The 18,229-nt window shown below is 70.2% G+C and carries 15 protein-coding genes and 1 pseudogene; 11 read left to right on the forward strand and 5 right to left on the reverse strand.

Annotated elements, in window-relative coordinates; genetic code table 11:
- The first annotated feature begins 25 nt into the window (after nt 1-25).
- The gene (locus ACFQ6S_RS28520; RefSeq protein WP_383415633.1) at nt 26-742 is read left to right on the forward strand and encodes a hypothetical protein; all 717 of its coding nucleotides are present in this window, start codon (nt 26-28) and stop codon (nt 740-742) included.
- Between the two features lie 69 nt (nt 743-811).
- On the opposite strand, the gene ACFQ6S_RS28525 is transcribed toward ACFQ6S_RS28520, so the two are convergent.
- Nucleotides 812-2,863 (reverse strand): TIM-barrel domain-containing protein, encoded by a 2,052-nt coding sequence (locus ACFQ6S_RS28525; RefSeq protein ID WP_383415636.1) that lies wholly within the window; start codon nt 2,861-2,863, stop codon nt 812-814.
- 69 nt (nt 2,864-2,932) lie between these two features.
- A pseudogene (locus tag ACFQ6S_RS28530) lies at nt 2,933-3,950 on the reverse strand (LacI family DNA-binding transcriptional regulator).
- Nucleotides 3,951-4,236: 286 nt separating this feature from the next.
- On the opposite strand from ACFQ6S_RS28530, the gene ACFQ6S_RS28535 reads away from it, so the two are divergent.
- The 7 genes from ACFQ6S_RS28535 to ACFQ6S_RS28565 all read left to right on the forward strand — a co-directional run bounded on the left by ACFQ6S_RS28535 (nt 4,237) and on the right by ACFQ6S_RS28565 (nt 13,972).
- Entirely contained in the window at nt 4,237-6,171 is a 1,935-nt protein-coding gene (locus ACFQ6S_RS28535) for an acyl-CoA dehydrogenase family protein (protein WP_383415638.1), read from the forward strand.
- Nucleotides 6,172-6,517: 346 nt separating this feature from the next.
- Nucleotides 6,518-7,723, forward strand: a complete 1,206-nt coding sequence (dxr, locus tag ACFQ6S_RS28540; RefSeq protein ID WP_383415884.1) for a 1-deoxy-D-xylulose-5-phosphate reductoisomerase — start codon at nt 6,518-6,520, stop codon at nt 7,721-7,723.
- 8 nt (nt 7,724-7,731) lie between these two features.
- Complete coding sequence (locus ACFQ6S_RS28545; RefSeq protein ID WP_383415887.1) at nt 7,732-9,024, forward strand: M50 family metallopeptidase; 1,293 nt, start codon at nt 7,732-7,734, stop codon at nt 9,022-9,024.
- A gap of 169 nt (nt 9,025-9,193) precedes the next feature.
- Nucleotides 9,194-10,351: a flavodoxin-dependent (E)-4-hydroxy-3-methylbut-2-enyl-diphosphate synthase gene (gene ispG / locus ACFQ6S_RS28550; RefSeq protein WP_383415641.1), complete on the forward strand. Its 1,158-nt coding sequence runs from the start codon at nt 9,194-9,196 to the stop codon at nt 10,349-10,351.
- A gap of 366 nt (nt 10,352-10,717) precedes the next feature.
- A complete protein-coding gene (locus ACFQ6S_RS28555; protein ID WP_383415644.1) occupies nt 10,718-11,566 on the forward strand; it encodes a GNAT family N-acetyltransferase in 849 nt (282 codons plus the stop codon).
- A 67-nt stretch (nt 11,567-11,633) separates the two neighbouring features.
- Nucleotides 11,634-12,197 (forward strand): GNAT family N-acetyltransferase, encoded by a 564-nt coding sequence (locus ACFQ6S_RS28560; RefSeq protein WP_383415646.1) that lies wholly within the window; start codon nt 11,634-11,636, stop codon nt 12,195-12,197.
- A gap of 71 nt (nt 12,198-12,268) precedes the next feature.
- The gene (locus tag ACFQ6S_RS28565) at nt 12,269-13,972 is read left to right on the forward strand and encodes a proline--tRNA ligase (protein ID WP_383415649.1); all 1,704 of its coding nucleotides are present in this window, start codon (nt 12,269-12,271) and stop codon (nt 13,970-13,972) included.
- 90 nt (nt 13,973-14,062) lie between these two features.
- Here ACFQ6S_RS28565 and ACFQ6S_RS28570 read toward each other — a convergent pair whose 3' ends face one another.
- Genes ACFQ6S_RS28570 through ACFQ6S_RS28580 form a run of 3 tightly spaced genes read right to left on the reverse strand, consistent with a single transcriptional unit; the run spans nt 14,063 to nt 16,064 of the window.
- Nucleotides 14,063-14,962: an aminoglycoside phosphotransferase family protein gene (locus ACFQ6S_RS28570; RefSeq protein WP_383415657.1), complete on the reverse strand. Its 900-nt coding sequence runs from the start codon at nt 14,960-14,962 to the stop codon at nt 14,063-14,065.
- Between the two features lie 50 nt (nt 14,963-15,012).
- Nucleotides 15,013-15,477 carry a ferritin-like domain-containing protein gene (locus ACFQ6S_RS28575; protein WP_383415659.1) on the reverse strand — a complete coding sequence of 155 codons (465 nt, stop codon included), beginning with the start codon at nt 15,475-15,477 and terminating at the stop codon, nt 15,013-15,015.
- Nucleotides 15,474-16,064 (reverse strand): hypothetical protein, encoded by a 591-nt coding sequence (locus tag ACFQ6S_RS28580; RefSeq protein WP_383415661.1) that lies wholly within the window; start codon nt 16,062-16,064, stop codon nt 15,474-15,476. The genes ACFQ6S_RS28575 and ACFQ6S_RS28580 overlap by 4 nt, the downstream gene beginning before the upstream one ends.
- Before the next feature lie 220 nt (nt 16,065-16,284).
- Between ACFQ6S_RS28580 and rimP the strand changes: the two genes are divergently transcribed.
- The 3 genes from rimP to ACFQ6S_RS28595 all read left to right on the forward strand — a co-directional run bounded on the left by rimP (nt 16,285) and on the right by ACFQ6S_RS28595 (nt 18,170).
- Nucleotides 16,285-16,782 (forward strand): ribosome maturation factor RimP, encoded by a 498-nt coding sequence (rimP, locus tag ACFQ6S_RS28585; protein WP_383415664.1) that lies wholly within the window; start codon nt 16,285-16,287, stop codon nt 16,780-16,782.
- A 2-nt stretch (nt 16,783-16,784) separates the two neighbouring features.
- A complete protein-coding gene (gene nusA, locus ACFQ6S_RS28590; RefSeq protein ID WP_062702002.1) occupies nt 16,785-17,771 on the forward strand; it encodes a transcription termination factor NusA in 987 nt (328 codons plus the stop codon).
- Between the two features lie 102 nt (nt 17,772-17,873).
- Nucleotides 17,874-18,170: a YlxR family protein gene (locus tag ACFQ6S_RS28595; RefSeq protein ID WP_383415666.1), complete on the forward strand. Its 297-nt coding sequence runs from the start codon at nt 17,874-17,876 to the stop codon at nt 18,168-18,170.
- The last annotated feature ends 59 nt before the right edge of the window (nt 18,171-18,229 follow it).

An 18,229-nucleotide genomic window follows, 5' to 3' on the forward strand; every position in this document is an offset into this window, starting at 1 on the left:
CCCCCCACCCATGGAAAGGGACACCATGGCAAAGAGCACCCTGCGCAAGATCACCATGGCCGTGCTGGCCCCGGCGATGGCCCTCGGCGCCGGCCTCGGGCTCGCCTCCGCCCCCGCCTCGGCCGCCGTCTGGAACTCCTGCGACCAGTGGGGCAACACCAGCCTGAACGGCTACACGCTCTACAACAACATCTGGGGCTCCGGCGCCGGCAGCCAGTGCGTCTGGGCCAACTCCGGCACCAACTGGGGTGTCTGGGCCAACCATCCGAACACCGGCGGCATCAAGTCCTACCCCAACTCCAAGAAGGTGATCAACAAGACGATCGCCTCCCTCGGCTCGCTCACCAGCAGCTACAACGTCACCGTCCCGTCCTCCGGCGCGTACAACACGTCGTACGACATCTGGGACACCGACTACGACTACGAGATCATGCTCTGGGTCAACCACAACGGAGCCGTCGGCCCGCTCGGCACCTCGCAGGGCAACGTCACCCTCGGCGGTCACACCTGGACCGTCTACAAGGGCAACAACGGCGCCAACGAGGTCTTCTCGTTCCTGCGGACGTCCGACTCCACGTCCGGCACCGTGAACATCAAGCCGATCCTGACCTGGATCGCGGGCACCAAGGGCTGGATGTCGAGCAACGAGACCATCGGTGACGTCCAGTTCGGCTACGAGATCACCTCGTCGTCCGGCGGTCTGGACTTCGCCACCAACAACCTGACCGTCAGCAGCAGCTGACGCCTCACGGAGGAGGGTTGGGGGCGACCGGAAGACCTCCACCGTCCGGCCGCCCCCTCCTCGACACGGCTACTCCGCTACGGGCAGCCGCGCCCCGTCCCGCAGGAACAGCGGGATGCGGTCCAGCGGGGCGTCGACCGTCACGGTCGTGCCGCCCTCGTACGTCTCACCGGTCCACGCGTCCGTCCACGAGGCGCCCGCCGGAAGGTACGTCGTCCGGGCCGTGGCGCCCGCCGTGAGCACCGGGGCGACCAGCAGGTCCCGGCCGAAGAGATAGGCGTCGTCCACCGTCCACGCCGCCTGGTCCCCGGGGAACTCCAGGAACAGCGGCCGCATCACCGGCAGCCCCTCCTCGTGGGCCTCGCGCATCACGTCCAGGACATACGGCTTCAGACGCTCGCGCAGCCGCAGGTACTTCTCCAGGATCGCGCCGGCCTCCTCGCCGTACGACCACACCTCGTTCGGGCCGCCGGTCATCTCCGGTCCCAGCGGTGTGCCCGGGTCGCGGAAGCCGTGCAGGCGCATCAGCGGGGACAGGGCGCCGAACTGGAACCAGCGCACCATCACCTCGCGGTACGCCTCGCTGTCCGGGTCCCCGCCGTGGAAGCCGCCGATGTCGGTGTTCCACCAGGGGATGCCGGACAGCGCGGTGTTGAGGCCGGCCGCGATCTGGCGGCGCAGGGTCGGGAAGTCGGTGCCGATGTCACCGGACCACAGGGCGGCGCCGTGGCGCTGACTGCCCGCCCAGGCCGAGCGGTTGAGGGTGACGATCTCGGTCTCGCCGGTCGCGCGAAGGCCCTCGTGGAAGGTGCGGGAGTTCTCGGCCGGGTAGAGATTGCCGACCTCCAGGCCGGGGCCCGCCCAGTAGCGCAGGTTCTCCTGGAAGCCCGGCTTCAGCTCCGGCTCGCAGGCGTCCAGCCAGAAGGCGGTGATGCCGTACGGGTCGAGGTAGTTCTGCTTGATCTTCGACCACAGGAACTCGCGGGCGTCCGGGTTGGTGGCGTCGTAGAACGCCACCTGGACCGTCGACGCCACCTCCTTGTCCGGCCAGTCGGCGTGCGCCATCGGGCCGTACTGGGTGCCGATGAAATAGCCGCGCTGCTCCATGACCGGGTGGTTCTCGGAGAGCGGGGAGACCGACGGCCAGACGGACACGACGAGCTTGATGCCGAGCTCGTCCAGCTCGCGCACCATCGCGGCCGGGTCCGGCCACTCCTTCGGGTCGAACTTCCACTCGCCGAGGTGCGTCCAGTGGAAGAAGTCACAGACGATCGCGGAGACGGGCAGGCCCCGGCGCTTGTACTCCCGTGCCACGGTGAGGAGTTCGTCCTGGGTGCGGTAGCGCAGCTTGCACTGCCAGAAGCCCGCCGCCCACTCCGGCAGCATCGGCGTACGGCCCGTCACCGCGCTGTAGCGGCGCTGGCCGTCGGCCGGCGTGCCCGCGGTGATCCAGTAGTCGATCTGGCGGGCCGAGTCGGCGACCCACCGCGTGCCGTTGTGCGCGAGCTCCACGCGGCCGATCGCCGGGTTGTTCCACAGCAGGGTGTAGCCGCGGCTGGAGGCGAGCACCGGGATGCCGACCTCGGCGTTGCGCTGGACCAGGTCGAGGACTAGGCCCTTCTGGTCGAACCGTCCGTGCTGGTGCTGGCCGAGGCCGTACAGCCGCTCGTCGTCGTAGGCGGCGAAGCGCTGTTCCAGGCGATGGTGGCCGTTGCCGACGGGGGTGTAGAGGCGCGGGCCGGGCCACCAGAAGTGGGCGCGATCCTCCGCGAGGAGCTCGGCGGAGTCGTCGGTGCGCAGGAAGCGGATCAAGCCCTCGGCGTCGACGTGAACGGTCAGGGCGCCCACGGTCAGCTGCGCCTCTCCGTCACCGATCTTGACCGAGCTCTCCGTGGCCGAAGGCTCGTCGAGAAGGGCACCGGGCAGTCCGTCCAGGACCGGCCCGCCGAGCCGGGCACGCACCCGGACCGCGTCCGGACCCCACGGCTCGACGCGTACGGTCTCCTGACGGCCGCTCCACTCCAGCGCGCCGTCCCGCTCACGGAACATGCCGACGGTCGGGGACGACTGCGCGAGGCTGACCGTGCCCGGCTGGGGCTGGTTTTCGGCAGACTGATTCACGGGGTGCTCCTCGGGAGGGCAGCGAATGCAGACATGGCGGTGCCCGGCGAGGGCACGGTGGTGAAGCGGTCAGTGGGCGGTGGAAGGCGCCGGGCCCGTGCTCGCCCGGACCGTCAACTCGGGCGCGATCAGCAGGACTTCGGCACTGCCGCGCCCGTCCAGCTTGGCGACGAGCTGCTCCACGGCATGCCGGCCCATCTCCTGTGCGGGGATGGAGACCGACGTCAGCCGCACCGAGGCCTGGGTGGCGACCTGGTCGGGGCAGACGGCGGCCCACCGACACGTCCTCCGGGACGGCACGGCCCTGCTGGCGCAGCAGGGCGAGCAGCGGCTCGACCGCCGACTCGTTCTGCACGACGAACCCGGTGGTGCCCGGCCGCTCGTCGAGGATCCGGGCGAGGGTGACGGCCATCGCGTCGTACCCGCCCTCGCACGGCCGGTGCAGCAGCCGGATCCCCAACTCCTGGGAACGCAGCCGCAGTCCGTCGAGCGTGCGCTCCGCGAACCCGGTGTGCCGCTCGTAGACGGCCGGCGCCTCGCCGATGACAGCGATGTCGCGGTGCCCCAGCGTCGCCAGGTGCTCCACACACAGGGCGCCGGTCGCCTTGAAGTCGAGGTCGACACAGGTCAGCCCGGCGGTGTCGGCGGGCAGCCCGATCAGCACGGACGGCTGGTGGGACTCGCGCAGGAGCGGCAGCCGTTCGTCGTCCAGCTCGACGTCCATCAGGATCATCGCGTCGGCCAGCCCGCTGCCGGTGACCCGGCGCACCGCGTCGGGGCCCTCCTCGCCGGTCAGCAGCAGGACGTCGTAGCCGTGTGTGCGGGCGGTGGTGGCCACCGCGATGGCGATCTCCATCATCACCGGCACATACATGTCGGTGCGCAGCGGAATCATCAGCGCGATGATGTTCGACCTGCTGCTGGCCAGGGCGCGGGCGCCCGCGTTCGGGTGGTAGCCGAGTTCGCGGATACTCTGCTCGACCCGCTGCCGGGTGGTCGTGGAGATGGACCGCTTGCCGCTGAGGACATAGCTCACCGTGCTCGCCGAGACTCCGGCGTGCTGGGCGACCTCGGCGAGGGTGACCATCCGCTCTCCAAGCTTTGTGAAGCGCTTCGACAGTGCGCGGTGCGAACATGGACTGGTGTGAGGGTGGTTCGACCCTAGCTCTGGTGCGCGTGGGTGTCCATAGGTTGTCGAAGCGCTTCGACAGTTTTTTCTCGTACGGAGTGTCGTCGCCGTTCCATCCGGACACTCATCCGGCGCAAGCTGCACGCAGGGTGGTGGGGTCGCCCGGAATCGGGTACATACGATCGGGTAGCACCCGTCGGTAACCAAACGGCCCAAGATCCCGATTCGCGTCGAGGTGAGCCTCATGTCGGCAGCACCCACGAAACCCACCGTCACCGAACGTGAGGCCCGCCAGGTGGCGGAGGAGGCCCGGCAACAGGACTGGCGCAAGCCCAGCTTCGCCAAGGAACTGTTCCTCGGTCGCTTCCGCCTGGACCTCATCCACCCCCACCCGATGCCCACCGACGAGGCCGCCCAGCGCGGCGAGGAGTTCCTCGCCAAGCTGCGCGACTTCATCGAGACCAAGGTCGACGGCGCCCTCATCGAGCGCGAGGCCCGCATCCCCGACGAGGTGATCGACGGGCTCAAGGAGCTCGGCGCCTTCGGCATGAAGATCGACACCAAGTACGGCGGGCTCGGCCTCGGGCAGGTCTACTACAACAAGGCCCTCACCCTGGCCGGCTCGGCCAGCCCGGCGATCGGCGTGCTGCTCTCCGCCCATCAGTCGATCGGCGTACCGCAGCCGCTGAAGTTGTTCGGCACCCCGGAACAGAAGGAACTGTTCCTGCCGCGCTGCGCCCGCACCGACATCAGCGCCTTCCTGCTGACCGAGCCGGACGTCGGCTCCGACCCGGCCCGCCTCGCCACCTCCGCCGTACCGGACGGGGACGACTACGTCCTCGACGGCGTCAAGCTGTGGACGACCAACGGCGTCGTCGCCGACCTCCTCGTCGTCATGGCACGCGTGCCGAAGTCCGAGGGCCACAAGGGCGGCATCACGGCCTTCGTCGTCGAGACCAACTCGCCCGGCATCACGGTCGAGAACCGCAACGCCTTCATGGGCCTGCGCGGTATCGAGAACGGCGTCACGCGCCTCCACCAGGTCCGCGTCCCCGCCGCCAACCGCATCGGCCCCGAGGGCGCCGGCCTGAAGATCGCGCTCACCACGCTGAACACCGGGCGCCTCTCGCTGCCCGCGTCCTGTGTCGCGGCCGGCAAGTGGTGCCTGAAGATCGCCCGCGAGTGGTCGGCGGCACGCGAGCAGTGGGGCAAGCCGCTCGCCCACCACGAGGCGGTCGGCTCGAAGATCTCCTTCATCGCGGCCACCACCTTCGCCCTGGAGGCCGTCACCGACCTCGCCTCGCAGATGGCCGACGAGGACCGCAACGACATCCGCATCGAAGGCGCCCTCGCCAAGCTGTACGCCTCCGAGATGGCCTGGCTCATCGCCGACGAACTCGTCCAGATCCGCGGCGGCCGCGGCTTCGAGACGGCCGACTCGCTCCGGGCGCGCGGCGAGCGGGGCGTCCCCGCCGAGCAGGTCCTGCGCGATCTGCGCATCAACCGGATCTTCGAGGGCTCGACGGAGATCATGCACCTCCTGATCGCCCGCGAGGCCGTCGACGCCCATCTGTCGGTCGCAGGCGACCTCATCGACCCCGACAAGTCCCTCCAGGACAAGGCGAAGGCGGGCGCGAACGCCGGCGTCTTCTACGCAAAGTGGCTGCCGAAGCTGGTCGCGGGCCAGGGTCAACTGCCGTACACCTACGGCGAGTTCAAGCACGGCATCGACCTCTCCCCGCATCTGCGCCACGTCGAACGCACCTCCCGCAAGCTCGCCCGCTCCACCTTCTACGGCATGTCCCGCTGGCAGGGCCGTATGGAGACCAAGCAGGGCTTCCTCGGCCGGGTCGTCGACATCGGCGCCGAGCTGTTCGCCATGAGCGCGGTCTGTGTCCGTGCCGAGCACCTGCGCGCCCAGGGCGAGCACGGCCGCGAGGCGTACCAGCTCGCCGACGCCTTCTGCCGGCAGGCACGGCTGCGGATCGACGAGCTCTTCGGCCGGCTGTGGTCCAACACCGACGACCTCGACCGGAAGGTCGTCAAGGGCGTGATGTCGGGCACGTACGAGTGGCTGGAGCAGGGCATCGTCGACCCGTCGGACGACGGCGCCCCCTGGATCGCCGACGCGACGCCGGGCCCGAGCGAGCGGGAGAACGTGCACCGTCCCATTCGGTGACCGAAGGGATGAGGGGTCGCTGAGGGCTCACTGCTCGCAGCGACCCCTCACCATCCTGTTACCCACCGGATGGGGACGCCCTGTCCTCCCCGGCATCCCTTACGGCCACAATGGGGGAATGAGCGACAGTCCAGCCCCCCGAGGGCGCGGGGTGGAAGCCCCGTCTGCCCCGCGACGCCATGCACGCACTCTCGCCGCACCAGGCGCTGACCCAAGTACATCCGGTACGTGGGCCAGCGCCCGGCACGGCGAGAGCACGCACCTGACGCCGCAGGGCCCGCCCTCCGGGCGGACGACGGGGCTTCCACCCCGCACCCTCGCCGACCCGCATCTCGTCTACGACCCCGTGGCGGGCGACGGCCCCAAGGACGTGGTGATCCTCGGCTCCACCGGCTCCATCGGCACCCAGGCCATCGACCTGGTGCTGCGCAACCCCGACCGGTTCCGGGTCACCGCCCTGTCCGCCAACGGCGGCCGGGTCGCCCTCCTCGCCGAGCAGGCGTACCGGCTGAAGGTGCGGACCGTCGCGGTCGCCCGCGAGGACGTCGTACCGGCACTGCGGGAAGCCCTGCAGGCGCAGTACGGCACGGGGGAGCCGCTCCCCGAGATCCTGGCCGGAGCGGAGGCGGCCACCCAGGTCGCCGCTTCCGACTGCCACACCGTCCTCAACGGCATCACCGGCTCCATCGGCCTCGCCCCCACCCTCGCCGCACTGGAGGCGGGCCGCACCCTCGCGCTCGCCAACAAGGAGTCCCTGATCGTCGGCGGTCCGCTGGTCAAGGGCCTCGCCAAGCCCGGGCAGATCATCCCGGTCGACTCCGAGCACGCGGCCCTGTTCCAGGCGCTGGCGTCCGGCTCGCGCGCGGATGTGCGCAAGCTCGTGGTGACGGCCTCCGGCGGGCCCTTCCGCGGCCGGACGAAGGCGGACCTCGCCCAGGTGACCGTAGAGGACGCCCTCGCGCATCCCACCTGGGCCATGGGCCCGGTGATCACGATCAACTCCGCGACCCTCGTCAACAAGGGACTGGAGGTCATCGAGGCGCACCTGCTCTACGACATTTCCTTCGACCGCATTGAGGTGGTCGTGCATCCCCAGTCGTATGTTCACTCGATGGTTGAGTTCACCGACGGATCCACGATCGCCCAGGCGACGCCCCCCGACATGCGCGGGCCCATCGCCATCGGCCTGGGCTGGCCCGAACGCATTCCCGACGCTGCGCCCACCTTCGACTGGAGCAAGGCGTCGACCTGGGAGTTCTTCCCGCTCGACAACGACGCCTTCCCGTCGGTCAACCTGGCGCGTCATGTCGGGCAGCTCGCGGGCACGGCACCCGCGGTGTTCAATGCCGCCAACGAGGAGTGCGTGGAGGCCTTCCGGGCCGGCGCGCTGCCGTTCAACGGGATCATGGAGACCGTGACGCGGGTGGTGGAGGAACATGGCACCCCGCGTGCGGGAACTTCCCTGACCGTCGCGGACGTCCTCGAAGCGGAGACCTGGGCCCGAAGGCGGGCCCGGGAACTGGCGGCACACACGGCGGAGGCCCGTGCATGACGACCCTGATGTTCATCCTCGGCATAGTGCTGTTCGCGGTCGGGCTGCTCGCCTCGATCGCATGGCACGAGCTGGGTCACCTGTCCACGGCCAAGATGTTCGGCATCCGGGTGCCGCAGTACATGGTCGGCTTCGGCCCGACCATCTGGTCGCGGAAGAAGGGTGACACCGAGTACGGCGTCAAGGCGATCCCCTTCGGCGGCTACATCCGCATGATCGGCATGTTCCCGCCCGGCCCCGACGGCCGCCTGGAGGCCCGCTCCACCTCACCGTGGCGCGGCATGATCGAGGACGCCCGCTCGGCCGCGTTCGAGGAGCTCAAGCCCGGCGACGAGACCCGCCTGTTCTACCTGCGCAAGCCGTGGAAGCGGGTCATCGTGATGTTCGCGGGCCCGTTCATGAACCTGATCCTCGCCTTCGGACTGTTCCTCACCGTGCTGATGGGCTTCGGCATCCAGCAGCAGACCACCACCGTCAGCTCGGTCTCCCCGTGCGTCATCGCCCAGACCGAGAACCGCGACGAGTGCAAGGCGTCCGACGACAAGTCCCCGGCCGCGGCCGCGGGTGTGAAGGCAGGCGACAAGATCGTCTCCTTCGGCGGGGTACGGACCGAGGACTGGAACACTCTCTCCGACCTCATCCGCGAAAGCGCCGGCAAGGACGTCCCGATCGTCGTCGACCGCAAGGGCGAGGAACTGACCCTGCACGCGAAGATCGCCACCAACTGGGTCGTGAAGAAGGACGCGAGTGGGGCCTACGTCAAGGACGACTACGTCCAGGCCGGCTTCCTCGGCTTCAGCGCCGCCACCGGTGTCGTCAAACAGGACTTCGGCGACTCGGTGACCTGGATGAGCGACCGGGTCGGCGAGGCCGTCGACTCCCTCATCGCCCTGCCCACCAAGATCCCCGCCCTGTGGGACGCGGCCTTCGGCGACGGCGAGCGCGAACCGGACTCACCGATGGGCATCGTCGGCGCGGCAAGGGTGAGCGGCGAGATCGCGACGCTGGACATCCCGGCGTCGCAGCAGCTGGCCACGTTCGTCTTCCTCCTGGCCGGCTTCAACCTCTCCCTGTTCCTCTTCAACATGCTCCCGCTGCTGCCGCTCGACGGTGGCCATATCGCGGGCGCCCTGTGGGAGTCGCTGCGCCGCAATCTGGCGCGGGTGCTGCGCCGCCCGGACCCCGGTCCGTTCGACGTGGCGAAGCTGATGCCGGTGGCGTACGTGGTCGCCGGAATCTTCGTCTGCTTCACGCTGCTGGTGCTGGTCGCGGACGTGGTTAACCCGGTCAGAATCTCCTAGTCATACGGAGTTCGTGGCGGCCCGGGATCGTATGTCCTGGGCCGCCTTCCATTGAGTGGGTTTACGGGCGGTGATGTGCTGGGGTGAGGGCTGGTGCCGTAATCTCGAAGCCTGGAGCCCGCTGCTGACGGGACCGGACCTTGATCCACGACTTGGGGTTGCACAGCAGATGACTGCGATTTCTCTCGGCATGCCGTCCGTACCGACCAAGATCGCCGAGCGCCGGCAGAGCCGGCAGATCCAGGTCGGATCCGTGGCGGTTGGCGGGGACGCGCCGGTCTCGGTCCAGTCGATGACCACGACGCGTACGTCGGACATCGGCGCGACCCTCCAGCAGATCGCCGAGCTCACGGCTTCCGGCTGCCAGATCGTGCGGGTGGCGTGCCCCACACAGGACGACGCCGACGCCCTCGCGACCATCGCCCGCAAGTCCCAGATCCCGGTGATCGCGGACATCCACTTCCAGCCGAAGTACGTCTTCGCGGCCATCGAGGCCGGCTGCGCCGCGGTGCGCGTCAACCCCGGCAACATCAAGCAGTTCGACGACAAGGTCAAGGAGATCGCGCGGGCCGCGAAGGACCACGGCACCCCGATCCGGATCGGCGTCAACGCGGGTTCCCTGGACCGGCGCCTGCTCCAGAAGTACGGCAAGGCGACGCCGGAGGCCCTGGTCGAGTCGGCGCTGTGGGAGGCGTCGCTCTTCGAGGAGCACGACTTCCGGGACATCAAGATCTCGGTCAAGCACAACGACCCCGTGATCATGATCGAGGCGTACAAGCAGCTCGCCGCCCAGTGCGACTACCCCCTCCACCTCGGTGTGACGGAGGCGGGCCCGGCGTTCCAGGGCACGATCAAGTCGGCCGTGGCCTTCGGAGCCCTCCTCTCCCAGGGCATCGGCGACACCATCCGCGTATCGCTGTCCGCGCCCCCCGCCGAGGAGGTCAAGGTCGGCATCCAGATCCTGGAGTCCCTGAACCTCAAGCAGCGCGGCCTGGAGATCGTCTCCTGCCCGTCCTGCGGCCGTGCCCAGGTCGATGTGTACAAGCTGGCCGAGGAGGTCACGGCCGGCCTGACCGGCATGGAGGTCCCCCTCCGGGTCGCCGTCATGGGCTGCGTCGTCAACGGCCCCGGCGAGGCCCGCGAGGCCGACCTCGGCGTCGCCTCCGGCAACGGCAAGGGCCAGATCTTCGTCAAGGGCGAGGTCATCAAGACCGTCCCCGAGTCCAAGATCGTCGAGACCCTCATCGAAGAGGCCATGAAGCTGGCCGAGAAGATGGAGGCGGACGGCGTGGAGTCGGGCGAGCCGTCGGTGGCGGTGGCGGGCTGAGAGGGTTTCGCCCCCGCCGCCCCTGCCCGTCCCATCCTCCAGGGGGCTTCGCCCCTTGGACCCCTGTCGGCCCTGAACGTGCCTCGTCCTCGAACGCCGGACGGGCTGTTGAGGGCCGCAGGCTCCCAGGGGCGCGGGGAACTGCGCGACCAGCCCCCGGTCACCCGCAGCCGCAAGCCTTCGCAATGGCCCGAGCTCATGGGCGCCCGGCCCGGCGGCGCAGCCGAGTACCGCTGGGCCCCCGAAGGTGCGGTGCCGCAGCCGACGGCCGCGTGCAAACGTACGGCAACCTCCACTGGGCGGCATGGCAAAGCTTCCGCAGGTACAGTGCGGGGACCAGCAGAACCCCAGCGTGAGGCCCCGCACGTGTTGACCCAGACCACCTCACGGGTGCTCGAACCGAGTGACCTGGACGCCGCGCTCGCCGTGCTCGACCGCGAGCCGGTCGCGAACGCCTTCGTGGCGTCCCGCGTCCAGATCGCCGGCCTCGACCCCTGGCGCCTCGGCGGCGAGATGTGGGGCTGGTACGAGGACGGCATGTTGACGTCCCTGTGCTACGCGGGCGCCAACCTCGTCCCGATCTGCGCGACCCCCCGAGCCGTACGGGCCTTCGCGGACCGCGCCCGGCGCGCGGGCCGCCGCTGCTCCTCCATCGTCGGCCCCGCCGAAGCCACCTCCCAGCTGTGGCGTCTGCTGGAACCCAACTGGGGCCCGGCCCGGGAGATCCGCGCCCATCAGCCCCTCATGGTCACCGACGCCATGCCGGCCGACATCGCCCCGGATCCGTACCTCCGCCGTATCCGCAAGGACGAGATGGACACGATCATGCCGGCGTGCGTGGCGATGTTCACCGAGGAGGTCGGCGTATCACCCCTGGCCGGCGACGGCGGCCTGCTCTACCAGGCCCGGGTCGCCGAACTCGTCGGCTCCGGCCGCTCCTTCGCCCGCCTCGACCACAACGGCAAGGTCGTCTTCAAGGCCGAGATCGGCGCCGCCACCGATCGCGCCTGCCAGATCCAGGGCGTCTGGGTGGCCCCCGAGTACCGCGGCCAGGGCCTCGCGGCCCCGGGAATGGCGGCGGTACTGCGCTACGCCCTCGCGGACGTCGCCCCGGTGGTCAGTCTGTACGTCAACGACTTCAACACGGCGGCGCGAAGGACGTACCAGAGGGTGGGCTTCCGAGAGGTCGGCGCGTTCATGAGCATCCTGTTCTGAACGGGCGCGATCAGCCCCCACAACCCGCAGCCGAACGACATCCTTTGGTCCCCTGTACGCTCCCCACATGCGCCTTCCCGGTCACGCACATCGCCGCCAACCAGACGACATCGTGATCGGCCCCCTGGACCTCTCGGCCCACGTGGACGAGGCGCTGGCGGTCCAGGCGGTGGCGTTCGGCCTGGGGCCCGACGAGGTGGCCGTACGCCGCCAGATCGTCCTGCGGCACATGACCTACCCGGGAGCCAGGGCCCTCGGGGCGACCGCCGCAGGCGCCCTCGCCGGATTCGTCTACGGCATGCCGAACGACCGCACCCACTGGTGGTCCACCGTCGTGGAGCCCTACCTCCGGGCCCAGGGCTACGACGACTGGCTGGACGACTCCTTCGTCATCACGGAACTCCACGTCCACCCCCGCTACCAGAACCGAGGCGTGGGCCGCTCCCTGATCACCACGATCACCGACGGCGCCGACGAACCCCGCTCGATCCTCTCGGCGATCGACGTCGACAGCCCGGCCCGCGGCCTCTATCGCTCCCTCGGCTACCAGGACCTCGCCCGCCAGGTCCTGTTCCCGAGCGCCCCGAAGCCGTACGCCGTGATGGGCGCCCCTCTCCCGCTCCGCCGTTAACCGATTTCCACCGTCCCGTACCACCCGGCTAACCTCCTGCCATAACCCAACCCGGCAGGAGTACGAGAACGATGGCGAACGCACCGGTCCAGCGCATGTCCCAGTTGATGGCGAAGACGCTGCGCGACGACCCGGCGGACGCCGAGGTCCTCAGTCACAAGCTGCTGGTCCGCGCCGGCTACGTCCGCCGCACGGCGGCCGGCATCTGGTCCTGGCTGCCCCTCGGCAAGCGGGTCCTCGCCAATGTGGAGCGCATCGTCCGCGAGGAGATGGACGCCATCGGCGCCCAGGAGGTGCTGCTCCCCGCGCTGCTGCCCCGTGAGCCGTACGACGCGACGGGCCGCTGGGACGAGTACGGCCAGGAGCTGTTCCGTCTCAAGGACCGCAGGGGTGGCGACTACCTGCTCGGCCCGACCCACGAGGAGATCTTCACCCTGCTGGTGAAGGACCAGGCGTCCTCCTACAAGGACCTGCCGGTCATCCTCTACCAGATCCAGAACAAGTACCGCGACGAGGCCCGCCCCCGGGCCGGCGTCCTGCGCGGCCGTGAGTTCCTGATGAAGGACTCGTACTCCTTCGACACCGATGACGAGGGCCTCGGCCAGTCCTACGCCCTGCACCGCCAGGCCTACCAGCGCGTCTTCGAGCGCCTCGGCCTCGACTACCGCATCTGCGCCGCGACCGCCGGCGCGATGGGCGGCTCCAAGTCGGAGGAGTTCCTCGCACCGGCCGAGGCCGGCGAGGACACCTTCGCCGACTGTCCGAACTGCGACTTCGCGGCGAACACCGAGGCGATCACGTACGAGCTGAAGTCGGTGGACGCCGGCGACGTGCCCGCCCTCGAAGAGATCCCGACCCCCGACACCCCCACCATCGAGACCCTCGCCGCCCACCTCGGCGTCCCCGCCTCCGCCACCCTGAAGAACCTCCTCGTCAAGGTCGACGGCGAGATCGTCGCCGTCGGTGTCCCGGGCGACCGCGAGGTCGACATGGGCAAGGTCGAGGCCCACTTCGCCCCCGCCGTGGTCGAGATGGTCACCGAGACGGACTTCGCCGAGAACCGGGACCTGGTGCGCGGCTACGTCGGCCCGCAGGGCCTGGGCGAGAAGGTCAAGTACCTCGCCGACCCGCGCGTGGCCCCCGGCACCTCGTGGATCACCGGTGCCAACAAGGAGGGCATGCACGCGAAGAACGTCGTCGCGGGCCGTGACTTCGAGGTCGACGCGTACGTCGACGTCGTGGTCGTCCAGGAGGGCGACCCCTGCCCGAAGTGCGGCACCGGCCTCAAGCTGGACCGTGCCATCGAGATCGGCCACATCTTCCAGCTGGGCCGCAAGTACGCCGACGCCCTCAAGCTCGACGTCCTCGGCCAGAACGGCAAGCCGGTCCGCGTGACCATGGGCTCCTACGGCATCGGCGTCTCCCGCGCCGTCGCGGCCCTCGCCGAGCAGACCGCCGACGACAAGGGCCTGTGCTGGCCGGCCGAGGTCGCCCCGGCCGACGTGCACGTGGTCGCCGCGGGCAAGGCCCTGCAGACCGAACTCGCCCTCGACGTCTCGGAGAAGCTGGCCACGGCCGGACTGCGCGTCCTGTGCGACGACCGCGCCGGTGTCTCGCCGGGCGTGAAGTTCACGGACTCGGAGCTGATCGGCGTACCGCAGATCCTGGTGGCCGGGCGCCGCGCGGCCGAGGGCGTCGTCGAGCTCAAGGACCGCAGGACCGGCGAGCGCGAGGAGCTGACGGTGGACGAGGCGATCGCCCGCCTGACGGCGTAAGGGAATTCCTCAGGCCGTTCCCCGACCGTAGGACGTACAGACGTCACTACGGGAGGGGAACGGCCTTGCGTTGCCCGGCACATGGGCCCGCTAGAGCCACCCGGCGAATTCCAGCAACAGCTCCGCGTCCTTCGGCCGCCCGACCCGCCGAGCCCGCACCCCCGACTCCACGGCCCGGAACAACGTCCAGCCCCGCAGCCGCTCCTGATCCACCTCCAGCGACTCCGCGAGCCGCTTCACCCGCCGCCGAGTCGTCGCCGCTCCCGAGGGCGAGGCGATCAGATCCTCCACCCGATCCCGCACGAGCCGCGCCAGATCGAACGCACACTCACCGACCACCGGATCCGGCCCGACCGCCAGCCACGGCATCCGCTCCCCGGCCAGCACCTTGCTCTGCCGAAACGTCCCGTGCAGCAACCGTCGCTCGGGCGGCGCGGCCAGCAGCTCCTCGCGGGCCGCGAGCGCGGCGTCGACCAGCGTCGTCACCTCCGGGTCCGCCGACGCGGCCGCCCGCATCGCCTCGGCCTGCCGGCCGGTCCGCTCGGCCACCGTCTCGAAGTGATGGTCCGCCGGGGGTTCCACCCACAGCCGCCGCAGCGTCCCCGCCGCCTCCAGCAAGGCCTTCGCCTCCGGCAGCGACCGCACCGACAGATCCGGACGCAGCCGCTCCAGCAGCAGCACACCCTCGGTCACGAACGGCTCGAGAAGCTGTACGGCGCCCACGCCGCCCCAGTGCGCGAGCGCGGCCCGCTCGCTCTCCGGGCGGGACCGGGGCGGGGCCAGCTTGACCACGGCGGGCGTGCCGTCCGCGCGCCGCACCAGGACCACCAGGCTGCTGCGGCCACCCGGCATCTGCACTCGTTCAACGGTCAACTCGCGTAGCGCGACGGACTGGTGGGCCGCCTCCGGCAGCTTCTCCAACCAGTCGTCACCCTCCGGTGCCGTCTCACCGAGCGCCCTGACCAGACGCTGCGGCGGTTCGAAAGCCATGCGCGAGTCGTTCCCTTCCCGTACTGCCCGTACGTGTGCTCCGGCCCGCGTCAGGCGGTGGGCGCCGCCGACGTCGCCGGGGTGCCCGCCCGCTCGGCGAGCCCAGGGAAGGCTACGCTCTCGCGCCGCCAGCGCACCGCCCGCACCGCGGCCTCCCGCAGGGCCTCGGCGGCCGTACCCCGCAGTGCGCCCTCGGTCGCCCGGACCAGGTCCGAGTAGACCCCGGCCACCCGGTCCTCCAGCTCGGCGGCCAGCCGGACGGCCGTGGCCGAGTCCTGCACCGGGAACGGCAGTGCGTACCCGGCGCTCGCGACGACCGGCTTCGCGCCCAGGTCACTCACCTCGCGCGCCAGCGCGTCCCGGCGCGCCCGGTGCGCGTCGTACGCCGCATGTGCCTCCGTGCGCCGCTCCGCGCCGATCCGGCCGCCGACGACGCCGTAGCCGTACACGGCCGCGTGCTCGGCGGCCAGCGCCGCCTGGAGAGCGGCGACCGTCGCCTTCTTCGTCGCGCTCACTTGGCACCCTCCGTCAGCAGGTACGCGTGCGCCGCCCCGGCCGCCGCCACGGAGGCCAGCAGCCGCGCCAGTTCGCCGGGCAGGTCGAGCAGCGCCTTCGTCCGCCGGTCCGCGAGCGTGCGTTCGGCGGCGGCGAGCTCGGCCAGGGCGTCCTTCTCGTTCGCGGGCACGGCGGCCGACGGGGAGCCCGACGGCGACGCGTCCCCGGCCCGCGGCGCCTTGGACGTCGTGGAAGAGTTCTCGGAAGGTCCGGAGGTTCCGGGGGACTCGGAGTTTCCTGCGGATCCGGCGGCACCCCCGCCGAACGCCTCCGCGTGCCGTGCCGCCTCCGAGCGCAACGGCCCCACCAGTTCCGCCAGCACCGGATGGGCGGCGAGCACGGCGTCGTACCGCTCGACCAGCCCCTCGCTGTCCCGGGCCGCACGCGCGCGTGCCCGCTCGGCGAGCGACGGACTGCCGCTCCTGCCGCCGCCGGAGTCCTCGGACCTGGAGGAGCAGCCGACCAGCAGTGCGGCCCCGGCGGCGGAGGCGAGCAGGGTTCTTCTGCGCGGCCCGGAGGGCGAGCGCGGCGGCGAGGGGAACGGCACGGCAGACGTCCTCGGGGGGCTCGTACGAAAGCAGTTGCGAAAGCGGCTGCGGAATCGGGGGACCGCAGACCCGTGATCACCGTACCCGCGCACGCGCCCCGCACCACTCACCGGCACCGCTCACGCGCAGGTGGACGGCAACACTCCCCGCGACCCGATACCCTTTGACCAGACACGCGACCCATCCCACAACAGCACACGCGGCCGAGGAGTCACCCGGATGAGCACCACCCAGAGCGAGAGGCTGCGAGAACTGCTGGAACCCCTCGTCACCTCCCAGGGCCTGGACCTCGAAGAGATCGCAGTGGACTCCGTCGGACGCAAGCGTGTACTGAGCGTCGTCGTCGACTCCGACACCGGAGCGGACCTGGACCAGATCGCCGATGTGAGCCGCGCGCTCTCGGCGAAGCTCGACGAGACGGACGCGATGGGCGAGGGCGAGTACACCCTCGAGGTCGGCACCCCGGGCGCGGAACGCCTCCTCACGGAACACCGGCACTATGTGCGCGCCGTCGACCGGCTGGTGAAGTTCCAACTGGCCGAGGGCGGGGAACTGGTGGCCAGGATCCTGAAGGTCGACGACGAAGGCCTCGACCTCGAAGTGCCCGGAGTGAAGGGCCGCAAGGCCACCGGTCGCAGAATCGGCTTCCCGGAGATCGACAAGGCGCGCGTGCAGGTCGAGTTCAGCCGCAAGGACAAGAAGGAAGAGGAGGCGTAGCCGTGGACATCGACATGAGTGCCCTGCGGGGCTTGGTGCGGGAGAAGGAGATCTCCTTCCCCCTGCTGGTCGAGGCGATCGAGTCGGCCCTCCTCATCGCCTACCACCGCACCGAGGGAAGCCGCCGCCACGCGCGCGTGGAGCTGAACCGGGAGACCGGCCATGTGACCGTGTGGGCGAAGGAGGACCCCGAGGACCTCGAGGAGGGCCAGGAGGCCCGCGAGTTCGACGACACCCCGTCCGGCTTCGGGCGTATCGCCGCCACCACCGCCAAGCAGGTCATCCTGCAGCGGCTGCGCGACGCCGAGGACGACGCGACGCTCGGCGAGTACGCCGGCCGTGAGGGCGACATCGTCACCGGCGTCGTCCAGCAGGGCCGCGACCCGAAGAACGTGCTCGTGGACATCGGCAAGCTGGAGGCCATCCTGCCGGTGCAGGAGCAGGTCCCGGGCGAGACGTATCCGCACGGGATGCGGATTCGGTCGTACGTCGTACGAGTGGCGAAGGGCGTGCGTGGTCCCTCCGTGACCCTTTCCCGCACGCACCCCAACCTGGTGAAGAAGCTCTTCGCCCTGGAGGTGCCGGAGATCGCCGACGGCTCCGTCGAGATCGCCGCCATCGCCCGCGAGGCCGGCCACCGCACCAAGATCGCCGTACGGTCCACCCGCAGCGGTCTGAACGCCAAGGGCGCTTGTATCGGCCCCATGGGCGGCCGGGTGCGCAATGTCATGGGTGAGCTGAACGGCGAGAAGATCGACATCGTCGACTGGTCGGACGACCCGGCCGAGATGGTGGCGAACGCGCTCTCCCCGGCCCGGGTCTCCAAGGTGGAGGTCGTGGACATGGCGGCCCGCTCCGCGCGCGTGACCGTGCCTGACTACCAGCTGTCACTGGCGATCGGCAAGGAAGGGCAGAATGCCCGACTTGCGGCCCGGCTGACCGGCTGGCGGATCGACATCCGCCCGGATACCGAGCAGGCCGGGGAATAGATCCAAGCCGCAAGGCGCTTAGATCACGTCAGGTTACCGAGCGGCAACTGTTCGAATCCTCCCCCGAAGGGGTGAGGTCGCCACGGGGAGGTAGACTTAGCAGTGTCTGGCCGGACACGCACCCGCGCCTGCCCTGAACGCACCTGTGTGGGGTGCCGGGAGCGAGCGGCCAAGGCTGAACTGCTGCGGATCGTGGCGATCAAGGACGAGTGCGTTCCTGATCCAAGCGGTACGCTGCCCGGCCGGGGTGCGTATGTGCACCTCGCCCTGGTCTGTCTCGACCAGGCGGTACGCCGTCGGGCGTTCACGCGGGCGTTGCGCGCCCCGGGAGCGCTCGACACAAAGGCGTTGCGCCAGTACGTCGAGCAGAGAACAGTTGCTGAGCAGGCAACACCGTAAGAAGCGTCGCGCGGAACCTCCGCGCGGCCCTGGTACCCCGCGAGTTGGAAGTAGGTCGA

Source organism: Streptomyces sp. NPDC056479 (genome assembly GCF_042795335.1).
GTDB lineage: Bacteria > Actinomycetota > Actinomycetes > Streptomycetales > Streptomycetaceae > Streptomyces.

Coding starts and splice junctions, on each gene's coding strand:
- ACFQ6S_RS28520 (WP_383415633.1), top strand. CDS start 26: ATGGCAAAGAGCACCCTGCGCAAGATCACCATGGCCGTGCTGGCCCCG.
- ACFQ6S_RS28535 (WP_383415638.1), top strand. CDS start 4,237: ATGTCGGCAGCACCCACGAAACCCACCGTCACCGAACGTGAGGCCCGC.
- ACFQ6S_RS28545 (WP_383415887.1), top strand. CDS start 7,732: ATGTTCATCCTCGGCATAGTGCTGTTCGCGGTCGGGCTGCTCGCCTCG.
- ispG (WP_383415641.1), top strand. CDS start 9,194: ATGACTGCGATTTCTCTCGGCATGCCGTCCGTACCGACCAAGATCGCC.
- ACFQ6S_RS28560 (WP_383415646.1), top strand. CDS start 11,634: ATGCGCCTTCCCGGTCACGCACATCGCCGCCAACCAGACGACATCGTG.
- ACFQ6S_RS28565 (WP_383415649.1), top strand. CDS start 12,269: ATGGCGAACGCACCGGTCCAGCGCATGTCCCAGTTGATGGCGAAGACG.
- ACFQ6S_RS28570 (WP_383415657.1), bottom strand. CDS start 14,962: ATGGCTTTCGAACCGCCGCAGCGTCTGGTCAGGGCGCTCGGTGAGACG.
- rimP (WP_383415664.1), top strand. CDS start 16,285: ATGAGCACCACCCAGAGCGAGAGGCTGCGAGAACTGCTGGAACCCCTC.